The organism is Pseudomonas sp. CFSAN084952, assembly GCF_009648855.1.
Taxonomy (GTDB): domain Bacteria; phylum Pseudomonadota; class Gammaproteobacteria; order Pseudomonadales; family Pseudomonadaceae; genus Aquipseudomonas; species Aquipseudomonas paracarnis.
Genome location: NZ_CP045767.1, coordinates 2,952,336 through 2,973,690, shown reverse-complemented (window position 1 = coordinate 2,973,690; position 21,355 = coordinate 2,952,336). Strand labels below are relative to the sequence as shown.

Sequence of the window (21,355 nt, the reverse complement as noted above, 5' to 3'; positions counted from 1 at the left end):
GTAAAAGCAGCAGGGTATGGCCGAAAGGACAGATAACCCTGGATGACTGCCAGGTCACTCGGCCTAGCGGGAAAAACGCTCGCGGTAGTCGCGCGGTGAGATGGCCAGCTGGCGGTGGAAGGTGCAGCGCATGCGTTCTTCGTCGCCAAACCCGCACAGTCCGGCGATCTGCTCGATGCTGCGCTGGGAGTCTTCAAGCATGCGGCGCGCCGCTTCCATGCGAAACAGTTCGATGGCCTTGGCCGGGGTGCGACCGGTTTTTTGCTTATAGACCCGGGCAAAATTGCGTGGGCTCATATGGCTCTGCGCGGCCAAGCGTTCGACGCTGAGGTCACTGTCGCGCAGGTTGTCGCTGATCCAGGCATGCAGCGCATCAAAGCCGGCGCTGTCGGCGGTTTGCGCTTGCAGCACCTGGCTGAACTGCGCCTGGCCACCGGGGCGCTTGAGGAACACCACCAGTTCGCGTGCCACTTGCAGCGCCACTTCGCGCCCGCAGTCGGCCTCCACCAGCGCGAGCGCCAGGTCGATCCCGGCACTGACGCCCGCCGAGGTCCACACCTGGCCCTGCTGCACGAAGATCGCGTCCACGTCCACCTCGATGCTCGGGAAGCGTTGCTTGAGCAGCTCGCACATGGCCCAATGCGTTGCCGCGCGGCGCCCCTCCAGCAAGCCCGCCAGCGCCAGCAAAAACGTGCCGCTGCACACCGACGCGGTACGTCGCGCCTGACCGGAGGCGTTGCGCAGCCAGTCCACCAGCGCAGTATTGTCCAGCATGGCTTGCTCAATGGCGGGCGCGCCGGGTACCACCAGGGTGTCGATGGTGGCTGGGTCCAACTGCGCCAAAGCCACAGTGTCGACGCTCAAGCCTTCGGCGGTTGGCATCAGCCCGCCCGCCAGGCTGGCATTGTGCAGCACATAACCTTGCAAACCGCGTTCGGCCATGGCCTTGGTGGCGGCCCAGAACACCGTTTGCGCGCCGGTCAGGTCGAGCAAACCCATCTGCGGATACGTCAGGAACACCAAGGTGCGCGGTTGGGCCAATGGGGAGAGCAGGGTCATACGCTGGCCAGTTGCTCGATCTGACTCAAGGTGCGCAAGTGTGCACCCATGCCCCTGGTAAATGGCTTGAGTTGTTCAACTTTGGACGTCATGACAGTGGTCTCCGGTAAAGGGGCAGGGCGCTGTTTTACCATGCCCCCCAGACAGTTTAAGCAGTCGCGCAGCGTTTGGTCTTGGTTGAATACTGTTTTGGCCAGGCCCTTCTGCAAACGTCGGTCAGGATTCACCGTTCTGATCGCCTCTGTTTGTTACTATCGCCATCCCGTCAACCGGAGTCGCCGCCCTATGCAACAACAGTGGGATGAAATGCACCGCACCCGCAAGCCCACGTTCGTCCTGTGTGGCGAGCCCCAGGGGGATGTGCTCAATCTCTATGTTCACGGTTACTCGGCGTTCTTCAACCGCCAGCAACTGGGCAACTTCAAGCAGCAGTTGGCGGGTATCGAAGGCTCGACCAACTTGATGCTGTTCTGGCCGGCGGGGCATTTTCTGGAAAACCTGTTTGCACCGTTCAAGGACGTGCTCGCCTCGCTGCTCGGCGGTGGCGGCCTGGGCGCGGCGACGGTGGGCGTGGGCAAGGCTATTGCCTATTTTCTCGACCATTACAAAAGTGTCGAGGCACGGGTGGATGAAGTGGCCAAGACCTTGTTGCCCGAACTGGCCGGCTACCTGCACAACCAGGCGCTGCCGGTGCGGCGCATCAACCTGATCGGCCATTCCCTGGGCGCACGCATTCTGGTCAAGAGCCTGCTGGCCAGCCCCGAGATCGCTCGCGAACTGCCGTTGAATAACCTGTTGTTGATGGGTGGGGCGATCTGTACCTCGAGCCCCTGGGACGAGGTGTCGGCGCCGCTGAAGGGGCGGTTGATCAACTGCCATTCCAGCAAGGACTGGGCGCTGGCCATGAAGCCCGATACCGAGCGTTGCATCGGTCGCTATGCGATTGACGTGACGCCCGCGCTCAAGGCCAAGGTCACCAATGTGCACCTGGCCAGCTTCGATCATGCCGCCTATTGGCCGCAGTTGAAGACGGTGGTGCAGTACACCGATTTGCTGCAGGAACGGCGCGGCATGATCCGTGTGGACTCGCGCAGCAGTGACGTGCGGTTTGCCGAAGCAGACGTGGACCTGTACCCGGCGTTGGTGCAAGCGCGGCCGGAGGAGCTGAAGTTTCTTGCCGAACTGATGGCGCAAAAGCGCAGTGCCGCGATTGATGCCAGTGTGCGTGAGCCGTTGAAACTGGCCATTGAATTGCAGCGCATGGGCGGTGATAGCTTTATGAACCTGGCCCGTGGCCATGGCGTGGGCTATCGCCAGATTGCCGAAGATGTGGCGCAACGCCTGGGCATCAAGTTCGACCAACCACTTGAGCATGTGGCGCTTGCCGAGATCGAAGGGCAGGTCGCAGAAACACTGATCGAGCAGTACAAGGACAAACTCAGCCGCGCTGATCGTCAGGCGTTCGAGGCCGAGTTCAAGGCGGCGGCACAAAAAGAGCAGGGGTTGTTCAACCGCTTGGATGTGGGCCGTTCGGCTACCGCAGCCTTGAGCGGCACGGCGTTGGCCGGGCTGACCGGGTTTATCCTGCGGCGCGGTGCGGCCACGGCGATTCCGGTGGTGGGCCAGGCGCTGGCTGCGGCGATGTTGCTGGTCAGCGGCGTTCGGGCGTTTTCCGGCCCCGCGTATTCGATCACCACTTTGGCGGTACTGGTGGTCGGCGTGATCCGCCAACGCATGGAGCGCGAGGCGCTCAACCAGGAACTGGAGCTGGTGGTGCAAGTGGTGGAAGCGTTTGACCTGCCGCGAGACACGGTGATGCGCACCGTCGCCACCGACTGATAAGCTGCTGCCCAAGTCTTGTGTATTTGCCTGGAATACCGCGTGAAATTCAGCCTGCCGAAAATCGCCACCGCCCCGTTCTGCCCGCCGGAAGTGGCCGGCTCTGTCGCTGTTGATCCCAAGGCCTCGTTTTTTAAACGGGTGCTGATGTTCGCTGGCCCCGGCCTGTTGATCTCCATCGGCTATATGGACCCCGGCAACTGGGCAACGGCCATTGAGGCCGGTTCACGCTACGGCTATAGCCTGTTGTTTGTGGTGCTGCTGGCCAGCCTGGCGGGGATGGCGGTGCAATGCCTGTGTTCGCGGCTGGGTATCGCCACTGGCAAGGACCTGGCGCAACTGTGCCGTGAGCGCTACAGCCAGCGCTCTGCTCGTACCCAGTGGGTGTTGGCGGAAATCTCCATCATCGCCACAGACCTTGCCGAAGTGCTCGGCTGCGCCCTGGCGTTTCACCTGTTGCTGGGCGTGTCGCTGACCACCGGCATTGTCATCACTGCATTCGACACGCTGTTGATCCTGGCCCTGCAAAATCGCGGTTTTCGGCGCCTGGAAGCGATCATGCTAGCGCTGGTCGCCACCATCGGCGTGTGCTTTTTCATCGAACTGGTGCTGATCAAACCCTACTGGCCCGACGTGCTCAGCGGGTTCACCCCGTCACTGTCGGCCATCAGCGATGCGGCGCCGTTGTACCTGGCCATCGGCATCCTCGGCGCCACGGTCATGCCCCATAACCTCTACCTGCACACCTCTATCGTGCAGACCCGCCTGATCGGCAAGGACCTGGCGAGCAAGCAGGATGCAGTCAAGCTGGCGCGTATCGACACCATCGGCTCCCTGGCCTTGGCGCTGTTGGTCAACGCCGCGATCCTGGTGCTAGCCGCAGCGGCCTTCTACAAGACCGGCCATACCGATGTGGTGGAAATCCAGGACGCCTATCACCTGCTCGACCCCTTGGTCGGCGGTGCTTTCGCCAGCATCCTGTTCGGTATCGCCTTGCTGGCTTCGGGCCAGAGTTCGACCTTTACCGGCACCATCGCCGGGCAAGTGATTATGGAGGGTTACCTCAACCTGCGCATACCCTGCTGGCAGCGCCGCCTGATTACCCGTGGGCTGGCGCTGATCCCGGCGTTTCTCGGGGTATGGCTGATGGGTGACGATGCTATCGGCAAGCTGCTGATTCTCAGCCAGGTGGTACTGAGCCTGCAATTGCCCTTTGCGTTGTACCCGTTGATCCGCATGACCGGCGACAAGCGATTGATGGGGCCGTTCGTCAACCGGTTGCCCACGCGGCTGCTGGCGTGGTTTCTGTTCGCGGTGATCAGTGGGGCGAATGCGTGGTTGATCGGGCAGTGGTTGTTCTGAGCCAGGGTTGAGTCATGTGCTCTTTTTCTCAACCCGGCCTTCGAACAGTTTGCGCTCCGTCAGGGGGCGGTCACACTCACCGATCCCAATACGGCACCGTCCCAAAACACTCCACGAAATAGTCGATCACCGTGCGCACCTTCAACGACAGTCTGCGGCTGCCCGGCCACAACGCGGCGATCTGTTGGGGCTCCAGGGTTGTCGCGACCTCGTACTCACTCAGCACCGCCTGCAAGGTACCGGCGCGCAGGCTTTCGCCAATCAGCCAGGACGGAAACACCACCAGGCCCAGGCCTTGTTCGGCGGCGTGGGTGAGGGTGTCGGCGTGGTTGCCGGTGATGGGGCCGCTGACGCTGTAGGCAGTCCAGCCGCCTTGGCCGCGGCGGAAGAACCAGCGCTGCTGACCGGTGATGCCTTTGTAGGCCAGGCAATGGTGGTGGGCCAGTTCGTCAGGGTGGCGCGGCGTGCCATGTTGGGCCAGGTAAGCAGGGCTGGCCGCGATGCGAAAGCGTTGCGGCGCGAAGATGCGCGCCTGCATGCCCGAGTCATTGAGCACGCCAATACGAAACAGCAGGTCGGTGCCATCTTGCAGCGGGTCGACGAAGGTGTCGGTTTGCTGGATATCCAGCTGCAACTTCGGGTAGCGCCGGCACAGCGCTCCCAGCCAGGGTGCAAGGTGGCGCTGGCCGAACACCATGGGCGCGTTGATGCGCACCAGGCCGCTGGGCTCGCTGTCTTGCTCCTGCAGGGCCTGGTTCGCCGTCTCCAATTGCTCCAGTAGCAAGCGTGCGTGGCGGCCCAGCAGGCGGCCGGCTTCGGTGGGGCTGACGGCACGCGTATGGCGGTAGAGCAATTGCTGGCCGACGGCCTGTTCCATCAGTTGAATCTGCCGCGAAATGGAGGAGGGCGCCAGGCTTTCGCGGCGCGCCACTTCGGAAAAGCTGCCTTGGTCCAGCACGGCCACAAACAGGCGTAGCGCCTTGAAACTCAGTTCATTCAAGCCCTGCATCATCTCTCCAGGCTGTGCGTTTTACGCAAAGGTGTTGTCCGCATACTCCCATTTATCGCACAGCACGGCCACCGGATAATGCGCGCCATGTTTTTCCATTCTTGATACACAGGTGATGTATGCAGGCACGTTCCACCGAAGGCTTGGCGCAGGTCAGGCCGAGCAATAACCTTCTACGGCTGCTGCTGTTGCCGTTGGTAATTCTGGCGGGCATGGGCCTGTCGGTGGAGGCCGGATTGCTCGGGCCATTGGGCGCGCAGGTCGGGCATTTGTGGGCGACGTTGAGCATCTTTGGCGTTGGCACGGCGATTCTGTTTTTACTGCTGCTGTTCAGCGGCCCGCAAAAGGGCCCGGCATTCACGCAGCTGCCGCGCTGGCAGTTGATCGGCGGGTTTCTGGGGCCGATGTATGTAGTGGTGTTGACCCTGGCTACACCGCACATCGGCATCGCGATGACCATGATCGCGATTCTCTCGGGCCAGGTGGGCAAGAGTGTGTTGATCGACCACTTCGGCTGGTTCGGCACCGCGCGCAAACGGGTCAATGGCGAGCGCTGGATCGCGTTGGCGTTGATTGTGGCGGCACTGGTTCTGATTGCACGAGGCTAAGGCGATGAATCTGTTTATGTTGTTGGTGATGGTGATTGCGGCGGGGGCGGTGCTGAGTGTGCAGGCCGCTATCAATGGGCGTCTGGGCCAGACTGTGGGAGTGTTGCGCAGCAGTCTGTTGACTTTCGCGGTGGGCGCGCTGACCACGGCGTTGTTGATATTTTTCTTCGAGCCGGCCCAGGCCGTCAGCCTGCTGGAGGTGCCAAAGTGGCAATTGACCGGTGCCCTGTTTGGCGTGGTGTACATGATGGTGATGGTCGGCGCGGTGCCGCTGGTCGGTACGGCCGTCGCCACGGTGGCCGTGATTGTCGGGCAACTGGGCATGGGCATGTTGATCGACAACTTTGGCTGGCTGGGCAACCCGGCGATCGAGCTGTCGGGCAGTCGTATCCTCGCGATGCTGTTGCTCGCCCTGGCGTTGGTGTTCATGTACCGCAGTAATAGCCGCCGGGCCGACTGACGGCGCTGAACCATGCTTGCTTGCCCAGGGTCACTGCTTAAGGTGCGGCGCTCGCCGCATCGGACGACCATGAACAAGGAGTCTGACCATGCCAGATCAAACCTGTGCTTGCCCTCACTGCAAATGTGTACTGGGCGCTGACGCAATAATGAAAGACGGCAAGGGCTATTGCTGCCAGGGCTGTGCCGAGCACCATGCTCACGGTGAACCCTGCGCGGCGGCGACGGGATGCGAATGCGCCAAGTCGGCCCACGGTTGACAGGATTGACCTGCAGGCCCGGGCACCCGGTGCCTGCAGGATGAGTAAAAACAGTTCGCTTGCCGGCGACCAGTCTTTACCATGGTCGCCCGTCCTTGTTTGATGTGTACCGCCATGGCCCTGGCCGCGCCCCCCGACCTTAGTGATCACGCCGTTCCCGTGCAGCCGTTGGCGCGTACCTACCCGCGTGGGTTGTACGTAGAACCGCACAGCCACGATTGGGGCCAGTTGCTCTACGCCATGAGCGGTGTGATGTGGGTCGAGACGCCCCGCGAAGCCCTGGTAGTGCCGCCCCAGCGTGCAGTGTGGTTGCCGCCGGGGGTGGAGCACGGCATCCGCGTGGTCTCCGATTTGCAGATGCGCAATATCTACCTGCGCCCGGCGTTGGCGGCGACGCTGGACAGCCAGGTGCAGGTGATCGAAGTGGGCCGCTTGTTGCGGGAGTTGATCGTGACCTTGGTCGAGCAGGGTGATCACGGTGATGCGGTTTACTATGACGCTGTGGTGGGCCTGGCCCTGTTGGAGTTGCAACGCGCACGGCGCTCGCCTATTCGCATCGCCATGCCGGTGGCGGCGGATCGTCGGCTGATCAATGCGTGCCAGGCGGTCATGGCGTCGCCCTCCCTGGACATTCCGTTCGAGCAGCACGCCGAGGCCGCGGGCGCCAGCGTGCGCACTTTAGCGCGGCTGTTCCAGCAGCACCTGGGCATGGGGTTTGCCCAGTGGCGCCGTCAGGTGCAGTTGGCTACGGCGGCGGCGGAGTTGATCCAGGGCCAGTCGGTGAGCGGCATTGCGCGCACCCTGGGTTACTCGCCCAGCAGCTTCAGCGACATGTTCCGACGCGAATTGGGCGTGTCGCCGTCGCAGTACCGGAGTTGGCCGAAATCCTGAAGCACTTGGCCGATACCCACGGTAGGTGCGCCCTAGACTGAGCCCATCAATCCACCGGGCGCAGCCTTCATGAGCTATTTGATTTCCTTGGCCATCGGCCTGTTTGTCGGCGTGATCTACGGCGCGCTGGACTTCCGCTCGCCTGCACCGCCCGCTATCGCACTGGTCGGCCTGATGGGCATGCTGCTCGGCGAAAAGCTCTGGCCCATGGCGCGGCAGTTGGTCAGTGGTTGGTTGTCCTGATCCCTTTTCCCTTCCACGGATGCCCTCTATGAACGCACTGCAATTTACCGACACCGGCGACCTCGCCCACCTGCGCCTGGTGGAGGTGCCCATGCCGGTACCGTCTGCCGACGAAGTGTTGGTCAAGGTCAACGCGGCGGGCCTGAACCCCAGCGACGTCAAAAACGTGCTTGGCCGTTTCCCCTACACCACGCTGCCACGCATCCCTGGGCGTGACTTCGCAGGCGTGGTGGTGGAAGGCCCGCAGGCATTGCTCGGCCAGGAGGTTTGGGGCACCGGTCGTGACCTGGGGTTTTTCGCTGACGGTTCCCATGCCCAATACCTGCGCGTGTCAGCCAAGGGCGTAGCGCACAAACCCACGCACTTGAGCTTTGCCCAGGCGGCCAGCCTCGGTGTGCCCTTTACCACCGCCTGGGACGCCCTGGAGCGCAGCGGCGTTGGCAAGGGCACGCGCTTGCTGGTGATCGGCGCCAACGGCGCGGTCGGCAGTGCGGCGTTGGCGCTGGCGAAGATACGCGGTGCGCAGGTATTGGCGGCCGTGCGCAAGGCCGATCAGCTCGAGTTGTTGCAGGCCCAAGGGCTGGAGGCGATTGCCTTGGGCAAGCCGGAGGAACTGGGCGCGCAAGTGCAGGCCGTGTTCAATGGCGGCGCCGACGTGATCTTTGACACTACCGGTTTCTGGCTGCCTGCCGCGGTGGCGGGGCTGGCACCGTTCGGCCGCATCGCCATCATCGCCGCCCCGGTTGACGGCCACGTGCAGTTACCGGCCCTGGCGCTGTACCGTAAGGGCGGGTCGGTGGTGGGGATCAACTCTTTGCTCTATAGCTGCGAACAATGCGCGGTGATGCTGGAGGCGTTTGGGCGCTTCTTTGATGAAGGCCTGTTGCCGCTGCCTACGGGGTTGCGTGAAGTGGCGTTGGTGGAGGGTGTTCAGTGCTATGCAGAAGTGAACAACGGCAGCCCAGACAAAATCATTTTCCTGCCCTGATGGGATAGAAATGTGGGAGCGGGCTTGCTGTGGCGAGGGAGCTTGCTCCCGCTCGACAGCGCAGCTGGAGCCGGCTTTTTTGGGGGCGCTACGCACCCCAGCGCAAGCAAGCTTGCTCGCCACAGCAAGCCCGCTCCCACAATGTTGATCTTTATTCGGTTTCGGGAACGCCTTTTTCCCACGCCGACCAGTTCTTCACAATCGCTTGGACCAACGGGTTGCCCGTGCGGTACAGGTTTTCCAGCGCCGGTACAAACCCACCCTGATCGGCATACTTGAGCAGGTTGTCCACTTCGCTGTAGCCAGGGTAAGGCCGGTCAAAGTCAGAGCCTGCGCGCACCACGGCCAGACGCTGGATATCCACCAAGCCTTCGCGGCTGGCGCGCAGCAGCGCTTCGTAGGTGGAGTTGTCCTCCTGTTGGGTGGTGCAGTATTCGCCTTTGTTGTCGGTGAGCAACTGGGTCCAGACTTCGGCACGTTCGCTCAACCGCGTGCCGGAAAACCAAGTGTTGCCCGCCAGGGTGTCGCAGCGGGTGACTTGCGGCGGCTGGTTGGCCGGGGCGGCGGGGTAGTGTTTGCGCCAGGCGGCGGACTCTATGCTTTCTGTCAGCTCCACCTTGTGCGACAAGGCAAACGCCTTGGCTTGCAGCTTTTGGTTGAGCTCAAACACTTCGGTCTTGTAGTCCAGCGGAGGTTTTTCGTTGGGCCCCTTGGTGTTGATCCCGATATAGCCCGTCGGCCAGTCCTTGGGCGCATCCCGTGAATCCAGCTCCCACTGCGTGCCGAACTCCACCAGGTAATGGGCCCAGGCGGCGGTGCCGATGGTGCCGTGCTTGGGGTTGATGCCGGCGATCCCGGCGATCAGGAAGTAGCTCTGACGCAGGTCGAACTTGGGCGACAAGGCCAGGGCCAGGGTAGATGCGGCAGCGTTGGTCTGGCCCATGCCGGTCACCAGCAGGCACACGTCCTGGTTGTTGCAGCGAATCACTGGATATTCGGCGGACAAGCCTGGAACGCGTACTTCTTGTTTAAGTTCGAGGCGGTCGATCCAGGTTTGCGCCTCGGGGGCAAACATGGTGATCAGCATCACCTTGGGTTTGATCGGTGCTGGGCTATCCGCCAGCACCATGTGGGGCAATAGGGCCAGGCCGACGGCCAGCGAGACACGGGTCAATGCGTTCATCTACAGCTCCTTGATCAGAATTGATAGCCCACGCCGGCGTAGTAACCCCAGCCGTCTGAGCGTGCGCGGAAGTTGCCTTCGCCGAAATTCAACTCGCTGCCGTCCTCCCAGTTGCCGCCGTTGTGAAAGTAACGGCCGACCAGGGTAAAGCGCAGATGGGTAAACGAGTACAGCAACACGTTGGTGGCCACCAGGGAATTGGCGGTGCGCGCCGGGTTGTCCTTGTGCAGGTCCGAGCCGAAATCGTAGTTGGTGAAACCGATGTAGGTCAGCGAGGCGCCGTTGTCGAACTTGCCGATGGGCACGATGTACTTCATCTGCGCTCGGTAGCCGTCCCAGGAATACTCATTGCTGGCGCCGTAGTTTTCCCACTGGTAGCGCCCGTAGAAATTGGCCGACAGGTTGACCCTCGAATGGGTGTCGATATCGGTACCCAGGCCGCTGTACAGGGTGTTGGCGCGGTTTTCCTTGCGGCTGCCGTGGTCGTAGATCCAGTCAAAGGCCACATACCATTCCTTGAATGGGCCAATTGCTAAGCTGCGTCCTGCGAGGTAGTCGATGGAGATCCGCGGTTCATGCTCCATGAACACCGGCGAGCCATGGTCCCACACACCTTTGTCATTACTGTTACCGATGGTGAGGATCTTCGGTACATCGATATAGCCGTACAACTCAAAGGGGCCCTTGCGCCCGAAGTACTCGTATTCCAGGTAGACGTCATCTTGAGGCTTGGGGCCGAAACTGATGTCTTTGCTGCCGATCAGCGTGAGGTCCTGGTTGAACCACTCGGACAGATACACGCCTTTTTTCGCCGGGGGGTTGGCTTCAGGGCTGAGGGTTTCGCCCTGTGCTGAGTCATCCACGGGCTTTTCCTGCGCCAAAATGGGTGCACTGAGTACTCCCGTAACGGCGGCCAGTAGCAACGAAACGCCAAGACCAGCACGAGGCTTTGAGGTGGGGTGCATTGAAAGTCCTTATTCTTACGCGGTTTAAACCCGATTCGACGGGGAGGAGTGAACTTGGCGGTCAAGTTCGTTCCGCAAACGTTTGCACAGGTTGTACCAACTTGGGTCAATGGCTTGAACTGTTTAGAAAAAAGAGCAATTAGCCGACGCTTTGGTCAGGAAAACACTGGGATTTCTGTCATCCTGATGCGTCACCCCTGTGGAGGAACCTTGATGTTCGAACACTACCTGCGTGCCTGGGAGCTGAGTGCTGATGGACAGCCTATCGTCACACCCGGCAGCGACCTGTTGCCGGTCCGCTGGAAAGGCGTGCCGGCGATGTTGAAAATTGCTCATACCCCTGAGGAAAAACTCGGCGGCCGCCTGCTGAGCTGGTGGGCAGGTGACGGCGCGGCACGGGTGTTCGCCCATGACCACACTGCAGTGTTAATGGAACGCGCAACGGGCTCAGGTTCCTTGATGCGCATGGCCCTCAATGGTCAGGACGACGAAGCCAGCCAGATCGCCTGCGCAACTCTGGCCCGGCTGCATGCGCCTCGTGTGTCGCCGCCCGAAGGGTTGGTTGGGCTGGATGAGTGGTTCCGATCCTTGTGGCACGCCGCCGACCAGGAGGGCGGTGTCTTACGCGACTGCGCGGCGACGGCCCGGACATTGCTGGCTGCGCAACAGGAGGTTGTGGTACTGCACGGTGATTGCCATCACGACAATATCCTCGACTTTGGCTCTCGTGGCTGGCTGGCGATTGATCCAAAGCGGGTGATGGGCGAGCGCGGTTACGATTACGCCAATTTGATCTGCAATCCGGACTTGCCGACCAGTAGCGATCCACTGCGTTTCAGCCGCCAGGTTGGGGTTATCGCCCTGGCGGCCGGCCTCTCACGTCCGCGTTTGTTGCAATGGGTGGTGGCTCATGCCGGGTTGTCTGCCGCCTGGTTTCTGGAAGACCAGGAGCGCGAGCGTGCCATGATTGAGTTGCAGGTTGCCCGTCTGGCACAGCAGGCACTGGCTCAAGGGGCGGACGAGTAGGGCGGCGGGTGATGGGCAACCGGGGTGAATAATTGAAGTGCGGCCTGTCGCCGGTACTCACTCGGCGTCTGGTGCATTTCGATACGAAAGTGGCGATTGAAATTCGACAGGTTGGCGTAACCCACCTCAAAGCAGATGTCCGCCACTGACATCTGGCTGTGCAACAGCAAGCGGCAGGCACGCTGCACGCGGAACTTGCGCATCAGGTCGATAAAGCCGTGGCCGGTGTTGCGTTTGAAAAACCGCGAAAAGCCAGGTTCGCTCATGTCCAGCTGCCGGGCGATGTCCGACAGGCGTACATCGCCGGTCAGTTCCCGCATCAGGTAGTCAAGCGCCTTGTTGATACGTTCGGCGCTGCGCGCATCCAGGGTCGGTGCGTAGCACGGGCTGGCCAGGGTCTTGGCCTGTGAGGGCGGGGCGTTCTTCAGCGTATCGAGCAGTTGCAGAAATAGGGTCAGGCGTTGCAGACCATGGGCATTGCCGATGGCCTCCATCAGCCTGGCGGCGTGTGTGGCGGTTGCTCCGGTGAATTCGAGGCCGCGTCGCGCCTGTTCCAACAACGCCTGTAACTCGCCCAGTTCCGGCAGGGTGGTGCGCAGAGCGAGCAGGGCGGCGCCGTCGAATTGGAGCACCACATCACGCCCGTGCAGGTATTCGCCGGGGGCCAGGTCGCCGATCCAGTCGTGAGGCAGGTCAGGGCCGATCAGTGCGACATGCCCTGCGCTGAACGCACCGATATAGTCGCCCGCCACCAGCTTGCCGCTGCCTTGGCGGATCAGGTGGATTTCGAATTCAGGGTGGTGGTTCCAGCGTGCCAGTTCATAGGGATAGTCATGTTCGAACCAGCGAAAACCATGTTCCGGTTCGGTCAGGATCACCTCAAGCTCCGCAGGGCGATGCTCGAACAGGGTGGCGGGGCTGACGGGCATGATGCTGCCTCTTGTGGTGGTGCAATTTTCCCAAAATACCCGTACTGGCAATCGGTGCGCTAGCCCCGGTTTCGCCTGAGGCTGATACTTTTTTGATCCTGTGCCTCAGGTTAAAAAAGTATCAGCCGCGCATTCGCCAGCCGTTTGTGAGGCGGCAAGCCAAGCTGCTGTAATCGAGGCTCAACAACAAAGGTCGGCAAGCTGTTCTCGGCGGTGTTCACCGGCTACCGGCAATAACCTTCACAGGAGCCCCCATGAAACGACTCGAAAGTAAAAGCGCGCTGATCACCGGATCGGCGCGAGGCATTGGCCGTGCGTTCGCCCAAGCCTACATCGCTGAAGGCGCCACCGTGGCCATCGCCGACATCAACCTGCAACAGGCCCAGGCCACCGCCGCCGAACTGGGGCCCCAGGCTTACGCCGTGGCGATGGACGTCACCGACCAGGCCTCCATCGACGCGGCGATCGCCACAGTGGTGAGCCACGCTGGCAAGCTCGATATCCTGATCAACAACGCCGCCCTGTTCGACCTGGCCCCCATCGTCGACATCACCCGCGACAGCTTTGAACGGCTGTTCTCGATCAACGTCGCCGGCACCCTGTTCACCCTGCAGGCCGCAGCCCGACAGATGATCAGCCAAGGGCATGGCGGCAAGATCATCAACATGGCCAGCCAGGCCGGGCGGCGAGGCGAGCCGTTGGTGGCAGTTTATTGTGCGAGCAAGGCGGCGGTGATCAGCCTGACGCAATCGGCGGGGTTGAACCTGATCAAGCAGGGCATCAATGTCAATGCCATCGCCCCCGGTGTGGTGGACGGCGAGCATTGGGACGCAGTGGATGCGTTGTTCGCCAGGCATGAAGGGCTGGCGCCTGGCGAGAAGAAAAAGCGCGTAGGGGATGAGGTGCCGTTTGGGCGGATGGGCACGGCTGAAGACCTGACCGGCATGGCGATCTTCCTGGCGTCGACGGACGCCGATTATGTGGTGGCCCAGACCTATAACGTCGATGGCGGCAATTGGATGAACTAGCGGTTGACGCTGATCTAACTGTGGGAGCTGGCTTGCCTGCGATAGCGTTGGTGGATTCACTCGCCTCATCGCAGGCAAGCCCCACCTTTGAACTTCAGCGTTCTTGAGAATAGGGTAAGTCAGCAACGCATCGATCCCCGCAGTAAACTGTCACATACTTCAAGATTTCTACGCTCGCCCGGAGGCGGTCGTACGTGCAGACCACCCGAGAACGACCATGAGCCTTTCGAAAGCTGCCATCGCTTCATTCGACGTCGACGCCCAGAAGAGCTTCACGCCTTTGTGTCCCAACGAGTTGCCAGTGGCCGGTGGCGACGGCATTGGTGCCGAACTCAATTACATGGCCAGTCTCGCCGGCCACCGCATCGGCAGCAAGGACGCCCACACCCCCCACGCACCCTGGGTGGTCGGGCAGCACAGCGAGATGCTGCAACCCACCGGCCTGGCCCATGCCGATGTGACCTGGGTCAGCCACTGCGTGCCCGGCACCGAAGGGTTCACCCTGCTCGATGAGTTGCCCACCCCCTATGACTACGACTACTTCATCTGGAAAGGGGTCGAGCCCGACCTGCACCCCTACGGCGCCTGTTACCACGACCTGCACGACAAACTGTCCACCGGCGTCATCGAGTACCTCAAGGCCCACGGCGTGGCCCGCGTGATCGTCGGCGGCCTGGCGCTGGACTATTGCGTCAAGACTACCGCGTTGCAATTGCTCAAGGCCGGCTTGCAAGTGATCCTGCATTTGCCGGCGTGCCGAGGCATCAGCGAGGAGGGCGGTGTACAGGCTGTCGACGAATTGCTCAAGGCCGGTGCATACATCAGTCGCACCCGCGAAGAACTGGCCCTGATTGCGCAGGGCTGAGCCTCAACGCTCAATCGACCGACTCCACCGCGCATTCCACTGCGGCCGTGCCTGGTTGACCTGGTCCCAATCAATCGAAATGGCGGTCTGCAGATATCCCTGCATGGCCTCCACCCGCGCGCGGGTTTTGTCGGTGGTGGGGGTGGTCGGGTTCGACGGGATCTGGTCACCTTCTTCCAACGCCGGCGCCTGGGCCTCGGCAGTCAGCAAGAACGCTGCGAGCTTCTGCGCCAGTTCCGGCTGGTCATTGCGGGCGATCACGCATTCGGCCACGTTGAGCACCACCGCACCTTCTTTGGGCTGCGCGTACTCCATCGGTATGCCGAGCAGCTTTTGCGTGGCGACCTGGGTCGGGGTCAGGGGGAAGATCGCGGCCTCGCCGGTTTGCACCATCTCGGAGATCTTCGCGGAGCTGGCGATGTATTCCAGCACGTTGGGGCCCACGGTCGTAGGCCAGGCCTTGAAGCCCGGTTCCACATTGCTTTCATCGCCACCCTGGATGCGGTTGAACATCAAGAAGCCATGCAGGCCGAAGGTGGAGGAGGCCAGGGATTGGAACACCACTTTGTCCTTGAAACGCGGGTCGGCCAGGTCCATCCATGAGGTGGGCGCGGCCCAGCCTTTGTCCTTGAACATCTTGGCGTTGTAGCCAAGGCCGGTGACGCCCAGGGTCACGGCCACGGCTTCGTCCTTGATTCGGGCCTTGGCCGGGATCTGTTCCAGTGGCGGGCTCGGCGCGAGCTTGTCGCACAGGCCCATGGAGATGGCGCGGTACATGATGCCGTCGTCGAGGAACATCACATGCATCTGCGGGTTGGCCTGGTTGGCCTGGACCTTGGCAAGAATGTCCGATGAGGTGCCGGGTACGATCACGACCTTGGCGTTATTGGCCTTTTCGAAGGCGGGCAGCACCTTGTCGGCGTACACCCGTTCCATGGTGCCGCCGTTCATGCCCAGGTACAGCGTGGGGGCGGCATGGGCCGTGCTGGTGAGCAAGGCGAGGGACAAGCAGGACAACGCGAGACGTGATTGCATGGGGTTTTTCCTCTCAGGCTTGGAAACGACGGATGGAAAACGCTTCGATGGGTTGGCGGCTGGCGCCGTCGCAGACGATCTCTGCCAGGGCTTCACCAACCGCGGGGCCGAGCTGGAACCCGGCGCCGGCAAAGCCGAAGCCGTGGAGCAGGCCGGGTTGGGTACTGCTGGGGCCGATCACCGGTTCGTGGTCGGGCAGGTAGCCTTCGGTGCCGCTCCAGGTGCGAATGGCCTGGGCTCCCTGGAGAAACGGGTAGAGTTCGCCGGCATTGCGCAGGATCTCCAGCACCGCCGCCTGGCCCGGCCGGGCTTGCTGTGGGCCGAGGGCAAAGCCGCGCCCGCCGCCTAGGATGCAATTGCCACGGGCGACTTGCCGGGCATAGATGCCGCCGCCCTCGACGCCGGTGCTGACGGTCATCACTCCCCGCAGCGGCTCGGTGACCAGCATTGCCGGGTGCGCCGAGATAATAGGCACCGGCTCGCCCAATTGCGCGGCGACCTTGCCAGCCCAGGCGCCGGCGCAGTTGAGCAGCCAGGGCGCTTGCAAGTGCAGGCCGTTGGCGCAGTGCACCTGGAACAGTCGGCTGTCGTGCGCGATGCGGATCACCTCGGCTTGCTCGTACACCGCAGCGCCATGGTGTTGGGCGGCACGGGCAAAGGCTGGGGACACCAGCCGCGGGTTGGCATGCCCATCATCCGGGCACAACGAGGCGCCCACTGCCACGTCGCCCACCCAGGGAAAACGCTTGCGCAACTCGCTGCGGTCCAACAGCTGCAAGCCCAGGCCAAAGCCACGGGTCTGATCGGCGTAGGCTTGCAGTGCGGCAAAATCCCCGGGGCTGCGCGCCAGCTTCAAATGCCCGCAGCGCACGTATTCACCCTCAATACCAATCAACCCAGGCAGGTCGGCCCACAGTTGGTGAGCGCGCTGGGACAGCGGTAACTGATGCAAGGGCCGCCCCTGGCGCCGCACGCCGCCGTAATTGACGCCGCTTGAGTGCGAGCCACAAAAATCCCGTTCTACCAGTGCCACCCGCTGGCCTTTTCGCGCGAGCACCAAGGCCGCCGAAGCCCCGACGATGCCACCCCCCAAGACGATGACGTCGATCATGGCTGCACCTGCACGCCAAACGGCAGCGGCTTGATCGGCGCCTGGCCACGCAGACGCCCGATCTGTGGGAGGTCGCGGCCGCTGCGCTCTGCTACGATTTCCGCCGCCGCCAACCCGCACATCCGCCCTTGGCAGCGGCCCATGCCGACGCGGCAATGGGCTTTGACCCGGTTGATTTCCCAGTGGCCTTCATCCACCACGGCGCGCACCTCGCCGACGCTGACCTCTTCGCAGCGGCACAGGACCAGTTCGTCCGGCGCCTGCGCGGCCCAGTGCTCGGGGAAGGGGAACGCGGTTTCCAGGCCCTGGCGAAAGCGCTGGATACGCGCCAACTGCCGCTCCAGTGTGGCCCGGCGGTGCGGGTCGACCGCGACGCCGGTATCTTCCAGCAACGCCAGCGCGGCACATTCGCCGGCCATTTGCGCGGCATCGGCGCCCATGATCCCGGCGCCGTCGCCCGCCAGGTACACCCCTTCGACACTGCTGCGCCCGGCGCTGTCACGTTGCGGCAGCCAGGCGCGATTGAGCGGGTTCCAGGCAAACTCACAGCCGAGCAGATCGGCCAATTGCGTTTCGCTGCGCAGGGCGTGGGCGAAGGCCACCGCATCGCATGGCAGGGTCTGTTCGCCGAAGCGAATGCCACGCACCCGTTGGTCGCCGTCGATCTGCTTGAGCATTGCGCCCTGATGCACGGCAATCCCGTGGGCGGTCAGCCAGGCGCGGTAATACATGCCTTTGGCCAGGGTCGCCGGTTGCCTGAGCAGCGCTGGCAAGGCCCGGCATTGGGCGCTCAGCGGCGCACTGTCAAGCACCGCCAGCACCTTGGCACCGGCCTTTGCGTATTGGTACGCGACTAAATAGAGCAACGGCCCGGAGCCACAAAACACCACGCGTTCGCCAATCGCGCAACCTTGGTACTTCAAGGCGATTTGTGCCGCGCCCAGGCTGTAGACACCGGGCAATGTCCAGCCCGGCACAGGCAGGATGCGGTCGGTGGCGCCGGTGGCGACTATCACCTGCGCGTATTCGAGGCTGTCGGCGCGCCCGTTATTGAGCATGTCCAGGCGACCGTCCTCGGCGTTCCACACCAAGGTATCGGGCCGATAGTCGATCAAGGCTGCCAGTTCATCCATGTTGCGGTGCACGGCTTGGGCCTTGCGCGCTTCAAACCCGTAGACCTGCCTGGCGGTGCGTTGAAACCCTGGAGGTTGGCGCCGATAAATCTGCCCGCCACCGCGCGGGCTCTCATCCACCAGGCAAGGTGTGATGCCGTGGTCGAGTAACGTGCGCGCCGCGCTGATCCCCGCCGGGCCTGCACCCACAATCACCACCGGCTTCATGGCTGGCGCCCCGGGTCACGGCTGATCGCCTGGCCGTCTTCAAGCAGGGTCGAACAGGCGCGCACCCGCCGCCCATCGGCCAGCCGCACCCAACAATCCTGGCACGCGCCCATCAGGCAAAACCCGGCGCGGCGCTCGGCACTGAAATCGCTGCCGCGCAGGTGCTCGGCACAGGTCAGCATGGCGGTCAGCAGGGTGTCGCCGAGCAACCCCGTGGCGGGTTGGCCGTCGAGGGTAAAGGCCAGGGCAGGGCGTTGGGTTTCGCTCAGTCGCTTGAACAAGGCCATCAGTGTTTCCCCACCAGTACGCGGTCCAGGCCGTAGACCCGGTCGAGCACAATCATGGTCGCTGCCGTCAATGCGATGACCAGCGCCGACACGGCCGCCATCATCGGGTCGATGGACTCGGTGGCGTACACGTACATGCGCACCGGCAGGGTTTGCGTGGCCGGCGAGCTGACGAAAATCGACAGGGTCACTTCATCGAAACTGTTGATGAACGCCAGCAACCACCCACCGGCCACGCCAGGCAAAATCATTGGCAGGGTGATCTGCCGGAACAGCGTAAAGCGCCCGGCGCCGAGTGATTCGGCGGCCTGCTCGGCACTGCGATCAATGCCGATGGCCGCCGCCAATACCAGGCGCAGCACGTAGGGGGTGATGATCACCACGTGCGCGAGCATCAGCCAGGTAAAGCTGCCGTTTACGCCCATCAGCGCAAACAGGCGCAGCATGGCCACCCCTAGCACCAGGTGCGGAATGATGATGGGCGACAGGAACAGCGCGCTGAAGAAATTGCGCCCCGGGAATGCATAGCGACTGATCGCCAGGGCCGCCGGCACCGCAATCAGGGTCGCCAGCGTGGCGGCGGTGAAGGCCAGGATAAGGCTGTTGTAGAACGCCTGGATAAAGTCAGCGCGTTCGAACACTGCGCGAAACCAGCGCAGGGAGAAGCCCGACGTGGGCAGGCTCAAGGTGTTCTCTGGCGTGAATGCCACCAGGCACACCACCACCAGCGGCGCCATCATGAACAGCACCACCGCTGCATGGAAACCGAGGGCCAACGGACCGTTTCTGGACATGCGCTTAAACCCCCAGGGACTTTTTGTAGCGGCCTTCGACCATACGGTTCCAGCTCAGCATGATCAGCAGATTGACCAACAGCAGCGCCACCGCGAGGGTCGCGCCCATGGGCCAGTTGAGTTCCGAGAGGTACTGGTCGTACACCACGGTGGCGACCATCTTCAGGCGTCGCCCGCCCAGCAGACCGGGGATCGCAAAGGAGCTGGCAGCCAAACCGAATACGATCAGGGTGCCGGACAGCACACCGGGCATCACTTGGGGCAATACGATCTTGCGCATCACCGTCGCTTGGCTGGCGCCAAGGGACAACGCCGCCTGTTCGGCTGACGGATCGAGCTTTTGCAGGGAGGTCCACACCGGGATGATCATGAACGGCAGCATCACGTGCACCAACGCGATGATCACGGCGAAGGGCGTATACAGCAGCTTCATCGGACTGCCGCCGAGAGCCTGGATCATTTGGTTAATCAGCCCGTCGGCACCCAGCAGCAGGCTCCAGCCAAACGCGCGTACCACCACCGAAATCAGCAGCGGTGTGAGGATCACTATCAGGAAAATCGAGCGCCACGGCGTGCCCATGCGGCTGAGGATGTAAGCCTCCGGCACGCCGATCACCACGCACAGTAGCGTCACCAGGGCACTGATCCAGAACGTGCGCCAGAAAATCTCGTAGAAGTAGGCGTCGCTCAACAGCGCCCAGTAATGGGCCAAAGTCCACTCATCGACCTTCACGCCCACTTGGTAGTCGAACACATTGAACGACAGCACCAGGGTCAAGCCCAGCGGCACGATCAGCAGCCCGGCAAACAGCACCAGCGCTGGCAGCGAGAGCAGGTAACCGCGACTCATGGATGCACCTCATCGGCGGCCAGTACCCGCAGCAAATCGGCCTGCCATTGCAGGCCCACTGCCGCGCCGCCAGCCAACGGTGCGCTGCCGTCGTTACTGCGCACCACAGTGATTTCGCCCAGGGCGGTGTGTACGCGGTACAGCCATTGGCTGCCGAAAAAGTAGCGGTCCAGCACTTTGCCTTGTATGCGCCCGGTGCCCGGCTCCACCAGTTGGATTTTTTCCGGGCGCAGGCTCAGGGTCAGTTCGCCTGCGGTGCCGTCGTGACGCACTTGGGGTGCGCCGAGCGCATCGTAGTCGCCGGCCAGCAGGTTGGCCTTGCCGACGAAGTCCGAGATAAACCGCGTGCGCGGGTGCTCATAGAGCTTGTACGGCGCGTCGATCTGGGTCACACGCCCGGCCTGCATCACCACCACACGGTCGCTGATGGACAGGGCTTCGGCCTGGTCATGGGTGACCATCAGGGTGGTGATACCCACCGCGCACTGGATACGACGGATTTCAAATTGCATCTCTTCGCGCAGGTTGGCGTCGAGGTTGGACAGCGGCTCATCGAGCAACAACACCGGCGGTTCGATCACTAGCGCACGGGCCAGGGCCACGCGCTGGCGCTGGCCGCCGGACAGCTCACGAGGGTAGCGCTGCGCATGCTGGGCCAGGCGCACCAGCTCCAGCACGGTATTGACGCGGGTGGCGATGTCGGCCGCAGGCACCTTGCGCATCTTCAGGCCGAAGGCGACGTTGTCGCGCACGCTCATATGCGGGAACAGCGCGTAGCTCTGGAACACCACGCCCAGGCCACGGCTGGCGGGTTTTGCGTGGGTAATGTCGCGACCGTCGAGCAGGATCTGGCCGCCGCTGACGTCGACGAAACCGGCGATCATTTGCAGGGTGGTGGTCTTGCCACAGCCTGAAGGGCCGAGCAGGGAAACGAACTCGCCTTGTTCCACCGCCAGATCAGTGGCGACCACCGCATCGACGGCGCCATAGCGTTTGCTCAAGGCCTTGAGTTGGAGAAATGCCATGTTTGCGTTCCACCTTTATTCAGTCGCGTCTAAACGCGCTTTCTTGTTTTGGGCAGATGCGAAAAGTGCGGTGCCGGTGCGTTGGCGCTCGATCTCAAGTCGGCTGCCGGTTGTTGTTCAATTCGCCCCTGTGGACGCAGATTAGGACGAAGACTAGGATGGGTGGAAGGTAGAATTTCACTCAACGGACTACTATTTT

Annotated in this window: 23 protein-coding genes; 11 read left to right on the top strand and 12 right to left on the bottom strand. The window is 62.5% G+C overall.

Annotated elements, in window-relative coordinates; translation table 11 throughout:
• Positions 1-63 precede the first annotated feature (63 nt).
• A complete protein-coding gene (locus GH769_RS13120; RefSeq protein WP_032902879.1) occupies positions 64-1,059 on the bottom strand; it encodes a GlxA family transcriptional regulator in 996 nt (331 codons plus the stop codon).
• 285 nt (positions 1,060-1,344) lie between these two features.
• Between GH769_RS13120 and GH769_RS13110 the strand changes: the two genes are divergently transcribed.
• Positions 1,345-2,898, top strand: a complete 1,554-nt coding sequence (locus GH769_RS13110; protein ID WP_032902881.1) for a DUF726 domain-containing protein — start codon at positions 1,345-1,347, stop codon at positions 2,896-2,898.
• Between the two features lie 42 nt (positions 2,899-2,940).
• The gene (locus tag GH769_RS13105) at positions 2,941-4,260 is read left to right on the top strand and encodes an Nramp family divalent metal transporter (RefSeq protein ID WP_032902882.1); all 1,320 of its coding nucleotides are present in this window, start codon (positions 2,941-2,943) and stop codon (positions 4,258-4,260) included.
• A gap of 76 nt (positions 4,261-4,336) precedes the next feature.
• Here GH769_RS13105 and GH769_RS13100 read toward each other — a convergent pair whose 3' ends face one another.
• Positions 4,337-5,269, bottom strand: coding sequence for a LysR family transcriptional regulator (locus GH769_RS13100; protein ID WP_032902884.1), 933 nt, complete (start codon positions 5,267-5,269; stop codon positions 4,337-4,339).
• Positions 5,270-5,388: 119 nt separating this feature from the next.
• Here GH769_RS13100 and GH769_RS13095 point away from each other — a divergent pair, with 119 nt between their 5' ends.
• The 6 genes from GH769_RS13095 to GH769_RS13070 all read left to right on the top strand — a co-directional run bounded on the left by GH769_RS13095 (position 5,389) and on the right by GH769_RS13070 (position 8,718).
• The gene (locus tag GH769_RS13095) at positions 5,389-5,877 is read left to right on the top strand and encodes a DMT family transporter (protein ID WP_032902885.1); all 489 of its coding nucleotides are present in this window, start codon (positions 5,389-5,391) and stop codon (positions 5,875-5,877) included.
• A 4-nt stretch (positions 5,878-5,881) separates the two neighbouring features.
• Positions 5,882-6,337, top strand: a complete 456-nt coding sequence (locus GH769_RS13090) for a DMT family transporter (RefSeq protein ID WP_032902887.1) — start codon at positions 5,882-5,884, stop codon at positions 6,335-6,337.
• Positions 6,338-6,425: 88 nt separating this feature from the next.
• Positions 6,426-6,596, top strand: coding sequence for a putative metallothionein (locus tag GH769_RS13085; protein WP_019816816.1), 171 nt, complete (start codon positions 6,426-6,428; stop codon positions 6,594-6,596).
• Positions 6,597-6,710: 114 nt separating this feature from the next.
• Entirely contained in the window at positions 6,711-7,487 is a 777-nt protein-coding gene (locus GH769_RS13080; RefSeq protein WP_032902889.1) for a helix-turn-helix transcriptional regulator, read from the top strand.
• A 69-nt stretch (positions 7,488-7,556) separates the two neighbouring features.
• Positions 7,557-7,730, top strand: a complete 174-nt coding sequence (locus GH769_RS13075; protein ID WP_014718843.1) for a DUF1427 family protein — start codon at positions 7,557-7,559, stop codon at positions 7,728-7,730.
• Between the two features lie 28 nt (positions 7,731-7,758).
• Entirely contained in the window at positions 7,759-8,718 is a 960-nt protein-coding gene (locus GH769_RS13070) for a zinc-binding alcohol dehydrogenase family protein (protein ID WP_014718842.1), read from the top strand.
• Positions 8,719-8,869: 151 nt separating this feature from the next.
• Here the strand turns inward: GH769_RS13070 and GH769_RS13065 are convergent, their stop codons facing one another.
• Together GH769_RS13065 and GH769_RS13060 are read right to left on the bottom strand one after the other, a co-directional pair.
• A complete protein-coding gene (locus tag GH769_RS13065) occupies positions 8,870-9,901 on the bottom strand; it encodes a purine nucleoside permease (RefSeq protein WP_032902890.1) in 1,032 nt (343 codons plus the stop codon).
• Between the two features lie 14 nt (positions 9,902-9,915).
• Positions 9,916-10,866 carry a nucleoside-specific channel-forming protein Tsx gene (locus GH769_RS13060; RefSeq protein WP_032872109.1) on the bottom strand — a complete coding sequence of 317 codons (951 nt, stop codon included), beginning with the start codon at positions 10,864-10,866 and terminating at the stop codon, positions 9,916-9,918.
• Between the two features lie 213 nt (positions 10,867-11,079).
• Here GH769_RS13060 and GH769_RS13055 point away from each other — a divergent pair, with 213 nt between their 5' ends.
• Entirely contained in the window at positions 11,080-11,892 is an 813-nt protein-coding gene (locus tag GH769_RS13055; RefSeq protein ID WP_032902891.1) for an aminoglycoside phosphotransferase family protein, read from the top strand.
• Here the strand turns inward: GH769_RS13055 and GH769_RS13050 are convergent.
• Positions 11,874-12,821, bottom strand: coding sequence for an AraC family transcriptional regulator (locus GH769_RS13050; protein WP_032902892.1), 948 nt, complete (start codon positions 12,819-12,821; stop codon positions 11,874-11,876). The two genes, GH769_RS13055 and GH769_RS13050, sit on opposite strands and share 19 nt — an antisense overlap.
• A 254-nt stretch (positions 12,822-13,075) precedes the next feature.
• Between GH769_RS13050 and GH769_RS13045 the strand changes: the two genes are divergently transcribed.
• Together GH769_RS13045 and GH769_RS13040 are read left to right on the top strand one after the other, a co-directional pair.
• Entirely contained in the window at positions 13,076-13,849 is a 774-nt protein-coding gene (locus GH769_RS13045; protein WP_014718837.1) for an L-iditol 2-dehydrogenase, read from the top strand.
• Between the two features lie 217 nt (positions 13,850-14,066).
• Positions 14,067-14,714 (top strand): nicotinamidase, encoded by a 648-nt coding sequence (locus tag GH769_RS13040; protein ID WP_014718836.1) that lies wholly within the window; start codon positions 14,067-14,069, stop codon positions 14,712-14,714.
• A 3-nt stretch (positions 14,715-14,717) separates the two neighbouring features.
• Here the strand turns inward: GH769_RS13040 and GH769_RS13035 are convergent, their stop codons facing one another.
• Genes GH769_RS13035 through GH769_RS13005 form a run of 7 tightly spaced genes read right to left on the bottom strand, consistent with a single transcriptional unit; the run spans position 14,718 to position 21,156 of the window.
• The gene (locus tag GH769_RS13035) at positions 14,718-15,749 is read right to left on the bottom strand and encodes an ABC transporter substrate-binding protein (RefSeq protein ID WP_032902893.1); all 1,032 of its coding nucleotides are present in this window, start codon (positions 15,747-15,749) and stop codon (positions 14,718-14,720) included.
• Positions 15,750-15,762: 13 nt separating this feature from the next.
• Positions 15,763-16,860, bottom strand: a complete 1,098-nt coding sequence (locus GH769_RS13030) for an FAD-binding oxidoreductase (protein ID WP_032902894.1) — start codon at positions 16,858-16,860, stop codon at positions 15,763-15,765.
• The gene (locus GH769_RS13025; RefSeq protein WP_032902895.1) at positions 16,857-18,200 is read right to left on the bottom strand and encodes an FAD-dependent oxidoreductase; all 1,344 of its coding nucleotides are present in this window, start codon (positions 18,198-18,200) and stop codon (positions 16,857-16,859) included. The genes GH769_RS13030 and GH769_RS13025 overlap by 4 nt, the downstream gene beginning before the upstream one ends.
• Positions 18,197-18,487, bottom strand: coding sequence for a (2Fe-2S)-binding protein (locus tag GH769_RS13020; RefSeq protein ID WP_014718832.1), 291 nt, complete (start codon positions 18,485-18,487; stop codon positions 18,197-18,199). Before GH769_RS13020 ends, GH769_RS13025 begins: the two co-directional genes overlap by 4 nt.
• Positions 18,487-19,281 carry an ABC transporter permease gene (locus GH769_RS13015; protein WP_020303062.1) on the bottom strand — a complete coding sequence of 265 codons (795 nt, stop codon included), beginning with the start codon at positions 19,279-19,281 and terminating at the stop codon, positions 18,487-18,489. Before GH769_RS13015 ends, GH769_RS13020 begins: the two co-directional genes overlap by 1 nt.
• A 4-nt stretch (positions 19,282-19,285) precedes the next feature.
• Positions 19,286-20,131 carry an ABC transporter permease gene (locus GH769_RS13010; protein WP_014718830.1) on the bottom strand — a complete coding sequence of 282 codons (846 nt, stop codon included), beginning with the start codon at positions 20,129-20,131 and terminating at the stop codon, positions 19,286-19,288.
• Complete coding sequence (locus GH769_RS13005; RefSeq protein ID WP_032902896.1) at positions 20,128-21,156, bottom strand: ABC transporter ATP-binding protein; 1,029 nt, start codon at positions 21,154-21,156, stop codon at positions 20,128-20,130. The genes GH769_RS13010 and GH769_RS13005 overlap by 4 nt, the downstream gene beginning before the upstream one ends.
• Positions 21,157-21,355: the final 199 nt, after the last annotated feature.

Excerpts from the sequence above, each read along its gene's own strand:
- GH769_RS13025 (WP_032902895.1), bottom strand. The coding sequence starts at position 18,200 with ATGAAGCCGGTGGTGATTGTGGGTGCAGGCCCGGCGGGGATCAGCGCG.
- GH769_RS13030 (WP_032902894.1), bottom strand. The coding sequence starts at position 16,860 with ATGATCGACGTCATCGTCTTGGGGGGTGGCATCGTCGGGGCTTCGGCG.
- GH769_RS13015 (WP_020303062.1), bottom strand. The coding sequence starts at position 19,281 with ATGTCCAGAAACGGTCCGTTGGCCCTCGGTTTCCATGCAGCGGTGGTG.
- GH769_RS13005 (WP_032902896.1), bottom strand. The coding sequence starts at position 21,156 with ATGGCATTTCTCCAACTCAAGGCCTTGAGCAAACGCTATGGCGCCGTC.
- GH769_RS13040 (WP_014718836.1), top strand. The coding sequence starts at position 14,067 with ATGAGCCTTTCGAAAGCTGCCATCGCTTCATTCGACGTCGACGCCCAG.
- GH769_RS13035 (WP_032902893.1), bottom strand. The coding sequence starts at position 15,749 with ATGCAATCACGTCTCGCGTTGTCCTGCTTGTCCCTCGCCTTGCTCACC.
- GH769_RS13020 (WP_014718832.1), bottom strand. The coding sequence starts at position 18,487 with ATGGCCTTGTTCAAGCGACTGAGCGAAACCCAACGCCCTGCCCTGGCC.
- GH769_RS13080 (WP_032902889.1), top strand. The coding sequence starts at position 6,711 with ATGGCCCTGGCCGCGCCCCCCGACCTTAGTGATCACGCCGTTCCCGTG.
- GH769_RS13010 (WP_014718830.1), bottom strand. The coding sequence starts at position 20,131 with ATGAGTCGCGGTTACCTGCTCTCGCTGCCAGCGCTGGTGCTGTTTGCC.
- GH769_RS13095 (WP_032902885.1), top strand. The coding sequence starts at position 5,389 with ATGCAGGCACGTTCCACCGAAGGCTTGGCGCAGGTCAGGCCGAGCAAT.
- GH769_RS13065 (WP_032902890.1), bottom strand. The coding sequence starts at position 9,901 with ATGAACGCATTGACCCGTGTCTCGCTGGCCGTCGGCCTGGCCCTATTG.
- GH769_RS13050 (WP_032902892.1), bottom strand. The coding sequence starts at position 12,821 with ATGCCCGTCAGCCCCGCCACCCTGTTCGAGCATCGCCCTGCGGAGCTT.
- GH769_RS13045 (WP_014718837.1), top strand. The coding sequence starts at position 13,076 with ATGAAACGACTCGAAAGTAAAAGCGCGCTGATCACCGGATCGGCGCGA.
- GH769_RS13075 (WP_014718843.1), top strand. The coding sequence starts at position 7,557 with ATGAGCTATTTGATTTCCTTGGCCATCGGCCTGTTTGTCGGCGTGATC.
- GH769_RS13060 (WP_032872109.1), bottom strand. The coding sequence starts at position 10,866 with ATGCACCCCACCTCAAAGCCTCGTGCTGGTCTTGGCGTTTCGTTGCTA.
- GH769_RS13110 (WP_032902881.1), top strand. The coding sequence starts at position 1,345 with ATGCAACAACAGTGGGATGAAATGCACCGCACCCGCAAGCCCACGTTC.
- GH769_RS13055 (WP_032902891.1), top strand. The coding sequence starts at position 11,080 with ATGTTCGAACACTACCTGCGTGCCTGGGAGCTGAGTGCTGATGGACAG.
- GH769_RS13120 (WP_032902879.1), bottom strand. The coding sequence starts at position 1,059 with ATGACCCTGCTCTCCCCATTGGCCCAACCGCGCACCTTGGTGTTCCTG.
- GH769_RS13085 (WP_019816816.1), top strand. The coding sequence starts at position 6,426 with ATGCCAGATCAAACCTGTGCTTGCCCTCACTGCAAATGTGTACTGGGC.
- GH769_RS13100 (WP_032902884.1), bottom strand. The coding sequence starts at position 5,269 with ATGCAGGGCTTGAATGAACTGAGTTTCAAGGCGCTACGCCTGTTTGTG.
- GH769_RS13090 (WP_032902887.1), top strand. The coding sequence starts at position 5,882 with ATGAATCTGTTTATGTTGTTGGTGATGGTGATTGCGGCGGGGGCGGTG.
- GH769_RS13070 (WP_014718842.1), top strand. The coding sequence starts at position 7,759 with ATGAACGCACTGCAATTTACCGACACCGGCGACCTCGCCCACCTGCGC.